Annotated in this window: 12 protein-coding genes and 1 pseudogene; 9 read left to right on the top strand and 4 right to left on the bottom strand. The window is 61.3% G+C overall.

Annotated features, from left to right (window positions below; genetic code table 11):
• The first annotated feature begins 184 nt into the window (after positions 1 to 184).
• From NET03_RS13700 to thiO, 3 genes and pseudogenes are all read left to right on the top strand, one after another.
• A pseudogene (locus tag NET03_RS13700) lies at positions 185 to 988 on the top strand (ABC transporter substrate-binding protein).
• 168 nt (positions 989 to 1156) lie between these two features.
• Complete coding sequence (locus tag NET03_RS02110; RefSeq protein ID WP_252127235.1) at positions 1157 to 1552, top strand: ABC transporter permease; 396 nt, start codon at positions 1157 to 1159, stop codon at positions 1550 to 1552.
• Positions 1553 to 1729: 177 nt separating this feature from the next.
• A complete protein-coding gene (gene thiO / locus NET03_RS02105) occupies positions 1730 to 2878 on the top strand; it encodes a glycine oxidase ThiO (protein ID WP_252127234.1) in 1149 nt (382 codons plus the stop codon).
• A gap of 119 nt (positions 2879 to 2997) precedes the next feature.
• Here thiO and NET03_RS02100 read toward each other — a convergent pair whose 3' ends face one another.
• Complete coding sequence (locus NET03_RS02100) at positions 2998 to 4497, bottom strand: aldehyde dehydrogenase family protein (RefSeq protein ID WP_252127233.1); 1500 nt, start codon at positions 4495 to 4497, stop codon at positions 2998 to 3000.
• A gap of 129 nt (positions 4498 to 4626) precedes the next feature.
• Here NET03_RS02100 and NET03_RS02095 point away from each other — a divergent pair, with 129 nt between their 5' ends.
• Entirely contained in the window at positions 4627 to 5121 is a 495-nt protein-coding gene (locus NET03_RS02095) for an SH3 domain-containing protein (RefSeq protein WP_252127232.1), read from the top strand.
• A gap of 46 nt (positions 5122 to 5167) precedes the next feature.
• Positions 5168 to 6202: a prephenate dehydrogenase gene (locus tag NET03_RS02090; RefSeq protein WP_252127231.1), complete on the top strand. Its 1035-nt coding sequence runs from the start codon at positions 5168 to 5170 to the stop codon at positions 6200 to 6202.
• Here the strand turns inward: NET03_RS02090 and NET03_RS02085 are convergent.
• Positions 6199 to 6681 carry a hypothetical protein gene (locus NET03_RS02085; RefSeq protein ID WP_252127230.1) on the bottom strand — a complete coding sequence of 161 codons (483 nt, stop codon included), beginning with the start codon at positions 6679 to 6681 and terminating at the stop codon, positions 6199 to 6201. The two genes, NET03_RS02090 and NET03_RS02085, sit on opposite strands and share 4 nt — an antisense overlap.
• A gap of 176 nt (positions 6682 to 6857) precedes the next feature.
• Between NET03_RS02085 and NET03_RS02080 the strand changes: the two genes are divergently transcribed.
• From NET03_RS02080 to NET03_RS02065, 4 genes are all read left to right on the top strand, one after another.
• On the top strand, positions 6858 to 7889 hold the full coding sequence (locus tag NET03_RS02080; protein WP_252127229.1) for a ThiF family adenylyltransferase: 1032 nt from the start codon (positions 6858 to 6860) through the stop codon (positions 7887 to 7889).
• Positions 7889 to 9061, top strand: a complete 1173-nt coding sequence (locus NET03_RS02075; RefSeq protein ID WP_252127228.1) for an aminotransferase class V-fold PLP-dependent enzyme — start codon at positions 7889 to 7891, stop codon at positions 9059 to 9061. Before NET03_RS02080 ends, NET03_RS02075 begins: the two co-directional genes overlap by 1 nt.
• An 11-nt stretch (positions 9062 to 9072) precedes the next feature.
• Complete coding sequence (locus NET03_RS02070) at positions 9073 to 9504, top strand: hypothetical protein (protein ID WP_252127227.1); 432 nt, start codon at positions 9073 to 9075, stop codon at positions 9502 to 9504.
• An 88-nt stretch (positions 9505 to 9592) separates the two neighbouring features.
• On the top strand, positions 9593 to 10066 hold the full coding sequence (locus tag NET03_RS02065; RefSeq protein WP_252127226.1) for an NUDIX hydrolase: 474 nt from the start codon (positions 9593 to 9595) through the stop codon (positions 10064 to 10066).
• Here NET03_RS02065 and NET03_RS02060 read toward each other — a convergent pair.
• Both NET03_RS02060 and NET03_RS02055 read right to left on the bottom strand, forming a co-directional pair.
• A complete protein-coding gene (locus tag NET03_RS02060; protein WP_252127225.1) occupies positions 10063 to 11067 on the bottom strand; it encodes a rod shape-determining protein in 1005 nt (334 codons plus the stop codon). The genes NET03_RS02065 and NET03_RS02060 overlap by 4 nt on opposite strands.
• 213 nt (positions 11068 to 11280) lie before the next feature.
• Positions 11281 to 12243 (bottom strand): arsenic resistance protein, encoded by a 963-nt coding sequence (locus tag NET03_RS02055; RefSeq protein ID WP_252127224.1) that lies wholly within the window; start codon positions 12241 to 12243, stop codon positions 11281 to 11283.
• Positions 12244 to 12498 lie beyond the last annotated feature (255 nt).

The following is a 12498-nucleotide window of genomic DNA, read 5'->3' as shown; positions in this document are numbered from 1 at the left end:
GATCGATCCTTGGTATGAGGGTGTCGGTAACCTTCGGAACTGTCGTAATCATTCTCCTCGTCCTGCTGACTGCGTGTGCTGGTAGGGCAGCGTCATCGCTCCACGATGGGACGGCCCCAACGGGCGTTCCCCAGGCTACGGTGGAAGGGCAGAGTGGCACGATCATCCTGGCAACCACGACAGTGTGCAAGACAGTGGTCTACTCGATGCGCTGCTGCCGCGTTTCCAGGAAGAGACGGGGTATGTGGTGAAGGTGATCGCAGTCGGAACGGGACAAGTGCTCGAACTGGGGCGGCGTGGTGAAGCAGATGTGCTGCTTGTGCATGCTCCCGGGGCTGAGGAGCAGTTCATGGCTGAGGGGTATGGGCAATTGCGGTTTCTCGTTGCGACAAATGATTTCGTGATTGTCGGACCTGCGGACGATCCAGCGCATGTGCGTGAGGCGAGTTCCGCGTTCGATGCGCTGCGTCGCATCGCGGCGACTGGTGCGACCTGGGTCAGTCGGGACGACTGATCGGAGACAGACCCTTTGGAGAAGCGGCTCTGGCGAGAGGCAGGTATCGATCCCCGTGACCGGTCGTGGTAGATCCTCTCTGGACAGGGCATGGGTATGACGCTCGTGCTCGCCGACCAGAAGCGTGCCTACACGTTGAGTGACCGTGCGACGTTTCTCGCGTTCCGGAGCAGTATCAGTCTCGTGATTCTCGCAGCTGGTGATCCAGCGCTGATCACTCCCTACCATGTCATCACGGTGAATCCAACGCGGTTTGCTCGTGTCAATGCACGCGGCGCAGAGGCGTTCGCTCGCTTCCTTGTGTCCCAGGTGGCTCAGCAGGTGATCGCCTCGTTCGGCGTTGACCGCCATGGTGAGTCACTCTTCCGCCCGGCTCGCGTGCCTACGGTGACGCCGCAGCCCGAAACAGGTGTGTCTTGTGGAGTTGTTCTGGCAGGGGTTCACCGGCGCGTTTCGTCTCATCCTGTCCGCTGACCCCGCATTCGTGGAGATCGTGGAGCGGACGCTGTTCGTCTCTGGCCTCGCGACAGGGCTTGCGGTACTGACGGGGTTCCTCTTGGAGTCGGGTTGGCCATTGGTCGGTTCCCCGGCGGGCGTGTGCTCAGCGTGCTGGTGAACACAGGATAACGGCTTCCACCAGTCGTGGTCGGGCTCGTTGTCACGCTCCTGTTGTGGCGGAGCGGTCCGCTTGGGGCGGTAGCGTTGCTGTATACCCCGCTTGCCATGGTGATCGTCCAGTGGATCGTCGCTTTCCGGGTCGCAGCGGGAATCACGCGCGGTGCAATCCAGTTGCTCGACCCGGAGCTCCTCGATGCGTTACGTGTCTTTGGAGTTGGTCCCGTGCGATGCGGGTGGGAGCTTGGGCGAGCGACCTTGCCGCACGTCGGTTTCGCCACGGCAGCAGCGTTTGGACGAGCCATTACTGAAGTGGGCGCATCGCTGATGGTGGGCGGGAACATCCGCGGCCAGACGCGGATTCTCACGACCGCGATCGTCCTGGAGACAAGTCGTGGCGACTTTGCGATGGCCTTGGCGTAGGGGATCGTCCTACTCATTTTGGCTCTTCTTGTCAACGTCGGCATTCATGCGATCAGTCCAGTTCCGCGGTGAAATGGATTGTTCTCTGCTGTGTTCCCACGTGGTATCGTTCGCAAGAGCGTCCAGGCTCGCTCTCGACGACCGGCAGCGCACCGTAAGCGCTGGAAGGGGGAAGTCGTGACGAGGAGGCTGGAACCGCATCCCGATGTCATTGTCATTGGTGGCGGCATCATCGGTGCAACAATCGCCTACGTGCTGGCCCGTCGTGGCCAGCGAGTGACAGTGATTGAACGCGAGACGATCGGCGATGGAGCCTCGGCAGCATCGGCCGGAATTGTGAGCCCCCTCGATCAGCGTCAGTATCCAATAGAGCTCCAACAACTACTCTGGCGGAGCCTGCGGTCCTACCCTTGGCTTGCTGGGACGTTACAGGAAGAGACGGGGCTCTCGGTTGGGTTTCAGCAATGGGGTACGCTGCTGCTCGCTGAGACTGAAGCGGAAGTCACTGTACTCCAGGAACTTGGCCAGTGGCTCGAAGAGCGGGGATTCACCGCTGAATGGCTGGATGGTCCGGCGACCCGCGAAGCGGAGCCATTGGCACCTGTCCACGTCCAGGGAGGACTCCTGCTTGAGGACGGGGCGAGTGTTCTGGTTCCGCAGTTGGTCCGGGCCGCCCTTGCTGGGGCACAGCACCACGGGGCGACGGTCCTCGAGCATACTGCTGCTGTTCATCTTGAGGTTGCTGGCGAACGGGTAGTAGCGGTGGAGACAGCGCGCGAGCGCTTGCCGACCGATACTGTCGTGCTCGCGGCAGGTGCGTGGTCTGGGCAACTCGTGGCGCCGTTGGGTGTACCGTTGCCGACGGTTCCCGTGAAAGGACAAATGGCATTAATCGACGGAAGCACTCGCCGACCTCGACACATCGTCGGTGCGCCGGGTGTGACAGGCTATGTGGTTCCGCGGGCAGACGGACTAGTCTGGGTGGGGACGACGGTTGAACGAGGACGCTGGGGGACCCGTCCGACGGCTCAGGGACTCTGGCAGTGCATCGATACTGCCCGGCGACTTGCTCCAGCGCTTCTCCAAGAAGAAATCCACGCGGTGGGGGCGGGCCTGCGGCCAGGAACTGCTGATGATCTGCCGATACTCGGGCGAGTACCCGGCTGGCGAAACCTGTGGGTTGCAGCCGGACACTTCCGCCTCGGCGTGATGTTAGCGCCGGTTACCGCGGATGTCCTCGCGGAGGCGGTAGAAAAGGAGAGCGAAGACGAGATCCCCGCCCGCTTTTCACCGCGGCGATTCCTCGATCCCCCGGCGGAATCTTGAAAACGCTCGGGGCTGTCCAGGGGGCGGTGGGTTCACAAGCGAATGCGGGCTCGGCATGCCGAGCCCGCGACGGTACTTCGTCGGCTATTGACGCGAAGGGCAGGCGCGTCTCCACCGATTCAGTCGTCTGCCGTCAATTGCTCCACGTCGATCTGGGCACGCTGCAACCGGCCGCTGTAGTCGATAAAGATCGACTGCCATTCGGTGAAGACGTCGAGCGCCGCTTGGCCAGCCTCACGGTGTCCGTTGCCGGTCGCTTTCGTACCGCCGAACGGCAAATGGATCTCTGCACCGATCGTCCCTGCATTGACGTAGAAGATGCCGGTATGGACGTCCTCGATGGCCCGAAATGCCTTGTTGATGTCCCGCGTGTAGATCGAAGCTGAGAGACCGTACCGGACACCGTTGCAAACCGCGATTGCTTCTTCCAAGCTGCGGACGCGGATCAGCGCAGTCACCGGACCAAAGATCTCTTCTTGTGCGATGCGCATCTCCGGGCGCACGTCGACAAAAACCGTCGGCTGGTGGAAGTGCCCGAGTGCCAGTTCCCCCTCGCGGGCGATCTGTCCTCCGGTCAGGACCTGCGCACCCTCCTCAATGCCGATCTGCACGTAGTGGTGAACCCGCTCGAGCTGTGATTGGCTGACGAGTGGTCCAACGTCGGTTGTCGGATCCAGGCCGTTGCCAAGCTTCAACCGGCTGACGCGTGCGTCGAGTTGGTCAGCGAGTTCGCGGAAGACTGCTTCTTGGACAATGACACGGCTGGCTGCCGTGCAGCGCTGGCCTGAGGTGCCGAAGGCGCTCCACACAATCCCGTCCAGTGCCAAGCGCAGATCGGCATCCTCCATGACGATGATCGCGTTCTTCCCGCCCATCTCGAGTGAGACACGCTTGCCCAGTCGTGCGCACTCGACTGCGACCTGCTGGCCGATCTCGTTTGAGCCGGTGAAGGAGATCAGCGCAACGTCGGGATGCTGGACGAGCGCCGTCCCCACGGTGTCACCTGTACCGAGGACGAGGTTGAGCACGCCAGGTGGCAAACCTGCTTCTTCAAAGAGCTGAACAAGGCGAACAGCGGAGCGCGGGGTGTAACTGGCTGGCTTGAAGACAACGGTGTTACCAGAGATCAGGGCGGGCATGATCTTCCAAGCCGGAATGGCCATCGGGAAGTTCCAGGGTGTGATCAAGCCGACCACGCCGATTGGCCGCCGTTGCGTCATATTCCACTTGTTGGGGAGCTCGGAAGGTGTGGTCTGACCCCACAGGCGGCGACCCTCACCAGCCATATAGAACGTCATGTCGATCGCTTCTTGCACATCGCCTCGTGCCTCGGTGAGGACTTTGCCCATCTCTTCAGTCATCTCGTGAGCCAACTGCTCCTTGCGTTCGACAAGAAGTTGGCCGACTCGGAAGAGGATCTCGCCGCGTTTGGGGGCCGGTACTTTGCGCCAGCGGTCAAAGGCTGCCTTGGCCGCTTCCACGGCGGCGGCGACATCTTCTGGACCACTCTTCGCGAAGGTGCCGATCAGTTCGCCGGTCGCGGGGTTCCGCCGCTCGAAGGTTGCTCCGCTCTTGGCGTCCACCCACCGGCCGCCGATGTAGTTCTTGAACTCTGCCATCGGTGCGCTCCTTCCGTTCGGCCACGGGAACGTGCTCCGTTCGTCACGAGTCTACCGCAGGCTGCGCTATACTGCGCTGCGTGGACAAGAATGCTGGCCGAGTGGTCGAGCGAGTGCTGGAGTGGTGGAGTGGTTGATCAAGAGCTCTCGGCGCGACTGCGGCAGCGCTCGCGTCAATCGGGGATTTGGCTGGGACTGGCGATGGGATTGGCGATCTTCATTGCGCTTGCCGGATTCATCTGGCTCTATGGACGTCTTGCGCCAGTCTTTAGCGATTTTGTCTCTCGCCTGCCTGAGGCGACGCCGACGTCCGTCGTGACCCCCGAGGCGTCACCAGCAGCTGCGGTGAGGTCCGCCTCGAGCCCCACGCCGGTCGTGACGCCTCAACCAAGCCCCACCCCAGCCTGGCAGGCAACACACCGGGTGGCACAGGGCTCCCAGGTGAACTTCCGCAGCGGACCAGGAACACAGTATCAGGTCGTTGCGGTGCTGGAGCCGGGTACGGAGCTCCGTTTTCTCGGGGAGCAGGAACAGGTTGGAAATGCCACATGGCTGCACCTGGAACTGCCTGACGGGCGGGACGGATGGATCCGGACTGTCGATCTGGAGCTGATCCGCCGCTAGTGGCTGGTGTGGTAGGATCGACAGAACAAAGCGGCCGGAGGAACACATGCAACAAGTAACCATTGTTGGTTTGGGACTCATTGGGGCATCGATAGGGCTCGGTCTTCGTCGCTGGGCAACGGATAACGGGCAACGTCCCAGCCCATTCCGCATTGTCGGGTTTGATATCGAGCTCCTTCATCAGAACGAGGCAAAGCGGATAAAGGCGGTCGATCGGACCACTTGGACCCTTACGGAGGCGCTGGAGGGGGCTGATCTCATCGTTGTTGCAACACCGCCCAGTGCAGTCCCCGACGTGTTCACAACGATTGCTGAGCATGCACCTGATGGGGCAGTGGTGACCGATACGTGCAGTACGAAAGCGGCGGTGATGCGGTGGGCCAGCGAGCTCTTGCCCGCTCGCCTGCACTTTGTCGGCGGTCATCCGATGGCAGGGAAGACGCAGAGCATCGAGGGAGCCGATGCCGACCTGTTCCGCGGTGCGGTGTGGGTGATTACGCCCGCGCTCACCGCAAGCCAGCAGGCTATCGAAACGGTGCTCGGCATGGTTCAGGCACTGGGGGCAGAGCCGCGCTTCCTTGATCCGGAGGAACATGACTCGTTCGTCGCAGCTATCAGCCATCTGCCATTCCTGTTGTCCGTGACGCTGATGCAGGTGACGAGCAGCGATGCGGCGTGGCGCGAGATGCGCCAGCTCGCAGCGGGCGGATTTCGCGATACCACGCGGCTCGCCATGGGCAGTCCGCAGATGTATCAGGATATTTGCGCGACGAACGCTTCCGCAATCGTCCGTTGGCTCGATAGAGTGATCGGGGAACTCCAGCAACTGCGTGACCTGATCGCTGACGGATCGGAGCAGGCGCTGGCGGAGCTTCGAGAGACCTTCGAGCGGGCGCGCGAGGCGCGAATTGAGTGGGCCGTCCTCGAGCAGCGGTCCGGGGAGTCCCCACACGAGCCAGCCAGCGAGCTCTCGCAACTGTCGGTGGGGCAGCACCTCCAGCAATTGTTTCTCGGTGGACTCATCACTCGGCGTCGTCCGGACAAGGGGCAGGCTGGGCGAAAATCGACTCGTCAGCATTAGGGGAGAATGCGCCAATCGTCGGGTAAGCGGTACGCGTACAAGAAACGCGTCGGTTCGCCACCTCGCCGGATGCGTCCACGATCCTGGCGCAGGAGTTCTCCGTAACGGTTGACAAGCTGGACAATCCGTCGCGCTTCAAGGTTATAGAGCACGAGCCCAACGCCGACTGGCTGGAGGCTGAGTGTCCGCGTCAGCTCGTCGATGACGCGGAAGGGTGGAAGGCGCTCTGGGCTGAGCATCGTAGCGACCGAGTGAAACGCACTCGAATTCTCCGGTGTGTTGTGCTCGTCAAAGATCGCAAGTCCCGTGCGAACAGTTTCGACGAAATCGCTATCGTACGGTGCTGCATAGTCCAGAAGTTCGTTCACGGTGGTTGGATTGCGACTGCAGGCCGCAGTGAGCATTTTGATGACGTGCCCAGGACCAAGGAAACTCACAGTTCCGTGGCGATCGACGACGGTTAAACGAACCGTGCTCACCTCTGCTCCCTCATGTCAAGCATACGCGTCGGGTCGCACCCCTTAACCCTTAAAGCGAGGTTCCGATCCGCCGTAGTGATTCAGCGAAGGAACCGAGTCAAGACACGTTTTGCAACGGCGCTTGGGGCGCGCCGGTTGGGAACTGTACCATATGTGTGGAGAGTGGAGACCACGCCATGACCAGCGAGGAATCAGTTGAGCGATACCACCGGCAGGTTCTCCTCCCGGTTATTGGAACATCCGGACAACAACGGTTACGTCGTGGACGAGTCTGCGTCTTAGGCGTGGGGGCACTCGGCACTCACGTGGCGATGCTCCTTGCCAGGGCTGGGGTCGGGTTCTTGCGACTGGTCGATCGGGATGTTCTTGAGTGGACAAACCTTCAGCGACAGGTGCTTTATGAGGAAGCCGATGTCGAGGCGGCATTGCCGAAGGCAGTGGCAGCGGCTCGTGCTCTTGAGCGGGTGAACCGGGATGTGTCGATTGAGTCCGTTGTCATCGATGTTGATGCGACCTCGATCGTGCCGCTCATTGCTGATGTGGATGCAGTCGTCGACGGAAGCGACAACTTCGAGCTACGGTACCTTCTGAATGATGCGGCGCTGGAACTCAACAAGCCGTGGATCTACGGAGGCGCAATCGGCACGCTCGGAACAACCCTGACGGTAATTCCTGGTGAGACGGCATGTCTGCGCTGCCTTTTCCCTGAGCCACCATCCGCCGGGAGTGTGCCGACATGTGACACGGCAGGAGTGCTCGGTCCAGCGGCTGCGCTCGTCGGTGCCTTGCAGGCTTCAGAGGCAATCAAGCTCCTCGTCGGTGCCTGGTCGGCATGTAACCGCACACTGATGACAGTTGATCTCTGGACGCTCGAAATTGCGCGCATCACGGCGCGGCGCCGTCCTGACTGCCCGGCCTGTGCACTCGGTGAGCGACGGTTCCTGTATGAACGTGCTCCCAGCCGAACGGTTGCACTCTGCGGCCGCGATGCGGTGCAAGTCGTCGTCCATCCGCGTGTAGCGATCGACCTCGCTCGGCTCGCGCAGCAGCTAGCACCATTGGGGGAAGTGCACTATAACCCATACCTGATACGATTCCGCGTAGACGGTTATGAATTGACCGTCTTCAGTGACGGGCGAGCGATCGTCCGTGGAACGACCGATCCCGCGGTAGCTCGAGCGCTCTACGCGCGCTATATCGGGATGTGATGGCTGTGCTGACTTATTTGGACAACGCGACCACAAGCTGGCCGAAGCCTGAAGTGGTGATCCGAACGCTTGGGACATTCCTGGAACGAGCGAGCGGGGTGCCACTCCGTCCGGGTAACCGGCTGGCGACCGAGACATGGGAGGCGATCGAACGGGTCCGCGAACGCCTCGCGGCGTTCTTCGGGGTTCCCGATCCGCGACGTGTCCTTTTCACTGCCAGTGGAACCGATGCGCTCAATTTGGCGATCAAGGGCCTTTTGGGCCCGGGTGACCATGTTGTTACCACCGCAATCGAACACGATGCGGTGCGACGACCGCTGCGCACACTCGAGCTGTTTGGTGTCACGACGACACGAGTCGGGGTCGGCCCAGATGGTCTGGTCGATCCCGTGGATATGCAGCGAGCACTCCGACCGAACACTCGGCTCGTCATCATTGGCCATGCATCGAATGTGACCGGCGCACTGCAACCAGTCGTGGAGATCGCGAATCGGGCACATGTGCAGGGCACGTTAGTCTTGGTGAATGCTGCCCAGACCGCAGGCGTCATTCCCTTCACGCTGGATGATCTTGGCGCTGATCTCCTCGCCCTCAGTGGCCACAAGTGGCTGCTTGGTCCACCGGGCACTGGTGTACTTGTCCTTGGTCCGCGCGTCGATCCGTCAGAGCTCGCACCGCTCCGCGAGGGAGCGACGGCGCGTGACCTACCGGACATCACCCAACTCTGGTCACTTCCTGAACGATACGAAGCGGGAACCCCGAATGCAGTCGGTATTGTTGCGCTTGGTGCCGCGTTGGAATGGCTTGTCCAAGAGGGGTTCACGACGCTAAGCGCGCGCTTGCGTCGATTGGCCGACCGGCTCGTGGCCGGGTTGGAGACGATCCCAGGCGTACGGCTGCTGTCACCCTCGGATCCCCCGCGACGCGTGGCTGTGATTTCCTGCCTGGTGAGTGGATGGCGACCGGTCGATCTGGCAAGCGTTTTAGAGAAGACCTACAGGATCGTCGTCGGGGCTGGATTACACGGTGCGTCCGAGGCGTGTCGGACTCTTGGTGCGTATCCGCACGGGACTGTCCGCCTGTCGCCAGGGTGGTGCACAACTGAGGAAGACATTGACCGCGTCATCCTCGCGGTGGCGGAACTGGCGCGGACACCAAGCCGAGCGGACTGAGGAGGCCAGCCATGCCGCAGGAGCGCCGTTCGTCGCGTCTCGAAGAACAGATACTTGAGATTCTCGAGAAGGCGGAGCGGGAACCACGCTGGCGCCGCTGGCTGCGGCGCTTGCGACGTCCCCGATTCCTCGTACCGCATCGTGGGTTGCATGCATGGCGTTTCTCGTTTCCCGAGAGCACTGCACTGTTGGCCGGAGCGTTTCTTCTCGCCTTACTTGCCGTTCTCGTCCGCGACTGGTCGAGAACGCTCGCCATGCTGTTGGCGATTGCGAGTCTTGTGTCCTTCTTTGCGCCGGTAGTCCGGCAGCTCGCTCGTGGTCCGAGTTGGACGCCGGATCAACCGCGGCGCTGGCGCGGACGTGACATCGTCCTGCCACCGGCGCGGCGCGGGATCATTGGTTGGTTCCGTTACCAGTGGTGGCGTCTGCGCCGCCGCTGGTGAGTGTTCTCGCCTGCCGCCAAGATGCTATCCTGACTGCATTGAGCATGGGACGAGTCGTGTCGGCCGTGCGGGAGGGATTCGGGAAACGATGCCGCGAGTGGTGAGCGATCTGGTGGATGTCTATGTGTTCCGCCGGCTCCCGCAACGACCGCCACATGAGGTGCAGTTTTTGCTGTTACGTCGCCGTGCAGATGGGCCCCTGGGTGGGACCTGGCATGCGGTGCACGGACGGATCCTGCCGCAGGAGCGAGCAGTCGAGGCGGCTGCCCGGGAGCTCCTCGAGCAGACAGGACTCGTACCCCAGCGCCTCTACTCTGCCGATTACATCGCGCAATTTTACGACCACACCAATGATGCGATTGTGCTGGCACCGACCTTCGCCGCGCTGGTCGAACCACGGGCAACGGTGCGACTCTCCGCGGCGCATGATGATTACGCCTGGTGCGATCTCGACGAGGCAGTTGCACGCCTCCTCTGGACGAGTCAGCGCTGGGCGGTCCGCCATATCCATGCGGTGATTGCCTGTGGGGGCGAGGAAGCAGAGTACTACGCACTGACTTAAATTTCTTCGAGGCTGTCCCGGATCACGTCGAAATACTCAAGTGCCAGCCCCGTGCCGATGGCCACACAGCTTAAAGGATCGTCGGCGACAAAGCAAGGGACGCCTGTCACCTCCGTGAGCAGGCGATCCAGATTGCGGAGCAATGCGCCACCCCCGGTCAACACCATCCCCTTGTCAATGATGTCGGAGGCAAGTTCGGGTGGCGTCTCTTCCAACACCGCGCGAACAGTAGAGAGGATCGCCTCGAGCGGTTCGGCGATCGCCTCCACGACCTCGTTCGCATGGAGTTGGATCGTTCGTGGCAGGCCAGTCACCTCGTCCCGGCCACGAACCTCCATAACCATATCTTCTTCGACCGGGAGCGCTGAACCGATAGCTATCTTAATTTCTTCCGCTGTCCGCTCACCGATGCGCAAGTTGTGCTTCCGTTTAACGTACGCAGCAATCGCGTCGTCCAGGTGGTTCCCACCGATTCGTACTGACTTGGCGACGACAATGCCGTTCAGGGAAATGACTGCGACTTCTGTGGTCCCGCCACCGATGTCGATGACCATGTTGCCACTCGGGTCAGCGATCGGAATCCGCGCGCCGATTGCGGCTGCGAGTGGCTCAGCGATGAGATATGCGCGGCGAGCTCCCGCGTTGAGCGCCGCATCACGCACCGCGCGGCGCTCAACGCTCGTCACGCCAGCAGGGACAGAGATCATGACCTCGGGTCGGATGAGCGAGAAGCGGCCGACCGCCTTGTTGATGAAGTAGCGCAGCATCTCTTGCGTCACCACGTAATCGGCGATGACGCCGTTTCGCATTGGACGAATGACCTCAATGGTATCGCGAGGTTCGCGCCCGAGCATGTTCCGCGCTTCAATACCAACGGCCTTCACCCGACCGTCCTTGGCCGAGATGGCGACCACGGATGGCTCGTTGATCACAATGCCACGCCCGCGGACGTAGACAAGGACGTTTGCTGTTCCAAGATCGATTCCGAGCTGCTTCGCCACGACCCGTCACCCCACTCCGCTGTCGCTCTCCGTGTCCACGGACCGTCTGCTCGATCTCGAGAGGAATTCTAGCATCACGACAGTTAATGGGCGTTCGGCTTCCTGGCGGGATCTTTGTACTCTCACAAGATCATAGCGTCGAATCCTTGATGCACCGCCTCACCCCAGAAGGCGGAGCGGTTACGCACGGGAGGTCCGCGAATGGGAAATCGGTCACGCAGGGAGCAGCCGTGGCACGATCCGGACCGCAACGAGGAGCCCGAGGAGTTCGACCAGGGTCTGGGTGACGATCACCAGCGCCGCGAGGGAGTGTTCCCGCGGCAGTGCCAGCGCAAGTGGAAGAACGACCAACGAGTTGCGTGTCAGTGCGCTGAAGACCAGTGCTCGGCCGCGTGGCGGGTCAAGTTTAAATGCTCGTGCAATTGGTGACCCCAGAAGTCCGATCATCACTTGATATGCAAGATAGAGCGGTACGATGCCAGCGAGATCGAGGAATGCACTCCTCACCCGGGCAATCTGGGATCCGACGATCACCAGGAGCGTCAGGGCCAACATCGGAACCGGTAGCCATCGTGCGACGTCAGTCATGCGGTCGAGGCCTGGATAGCGCAATGACAAGTACTGGAGCGCGAGTGCGATACCGAGTGGGAGAGCGATGAGGAACACAAATGCCTCCAGGAACGGCTTCAGATCGATGATGTTTCGGGCTGATTCGGTGAGGAATAACCACAGATAGCCTGGCAGGAGCAGGACCTGTGCCACGAGGAGAACGGGTGTTGACGCGAGGACGACCCGCTCGTTCCCACCACCGAGCCGGGAGAACATGGAAACGTAGTCGATGCAAGGCGCAAGAAGGACCAGATAAAGCCCGAGCAGCACTGCAGGCTGCTGCGGTGCCAGATGGGCAAGAAGCCAGACCACCACTGGTACAACAGCGAAGTTTGTTGTGAGAGTGGCCACGAGGTAGCGACGATCGGTAAAGGCCTGTCGCAACATGCCAAACGGGATTTGCAAAAACAGGGAGGTAAGCAGAAGTGCCAGGGCCGGGTAAATGAGCTGTTCAAAGGCAGTGTGGCTTCCAGGGAGGAAGAGCCCCGCCGAACCGCCGACGACCAGTCCAGCAAAGGCGATCCAGACCTGATGACGTTCAAGCGTGTCAAGTTCCAGTCGCTTCATGCCCTAAGTGAACTCTTGCAATGCCGATCGATGTCTCGCAAAGCTGCCTGTCGGGATCTCAGGTGGTTCCTGCTCCATCGAGCTTACCAGTGCCGGGAGACGGGTAGCACGAGCCTTCTTCGACGACAAACGAGTGGTTACTGCGGAGCTGCTGAGAATCGAGGTCTTTGGCGAGGTCGAAGAGCGGAGGGGCTAGTTGTGGCCCCTGCGGGGATTACGGCTCGTTGCGTTTCTCTGCGATTCGTTCTGTCATAC

The sequence above is a fragment of the Thermomicrobium sp. CFH 73360 genome (genome assembly GCF_023806465.1).
In the GTDB taxonomy this organism is placed as follows: domain Bacteria; phylum Chloroflexota; class Chloroflexia; order Thermomicrobiales; family Thermomicrobiaceae; genus Thermomicrobium.
The sequence above is the reverse complement of the archived record's forward strand: the minus strand, read 5'-3'. Positions and strand labels throughout refer to the sequence as shown.

Excerpts from the sequence above, each read along its gene's own strand:
- NET03_RS02065 (WP_252127226.1), top strand. The coding sequence starts at position 9,593 with ATGCCGCGAGTGGTGAGCGATCTGGTGGATGTCTATGTGTTCCGCCGG.
- NET03_RS02080 (WP_252127229.1), top strand. The coding sequence starts at position 6,858 with ATGACCAGCGAGGAATCAGTTGAGCGATACCACCGGCAGGTTCTCCTC.
- NET03_RS02075 (WP_252127228.1), top strand. The coding sequence starts at position 7,889 with ATGGCTGTGCTGACTTATTTGGACAACGCGACCACAAGCTGGCCGAAG.
- NET03_RS02070 (WP_252127227.1), top strand. The coding sequence starts at position 9,073 with ATGCCGCAGGAGCGCCGTTCGTCGCGTCTCGAAGAACAGATACTTGAG.
- NET03_RS02100 (WP_252127233.1), bottom strand. The coding sequence starts at position 4,497 with ATGGCAGAGTTCAAGAACTACATCGGCGGCCGGTGGGTGGACGCCAAG.
- NET03_RS02055 (WP_252127224.1), bottom strand. The coding sequence starts at position 12,243 with ATGAAGCGACTGGAACTTGACACGCTTGAACGTCATCAGGTCTGGATC.
- NET03_RS02090 (WP_252127231.1), top strand. The coding sequence starts at position 5,168 with ATGCAACAAGTAACCATTGTTGGTTTGGGACTCATTGGGGCATCGATA.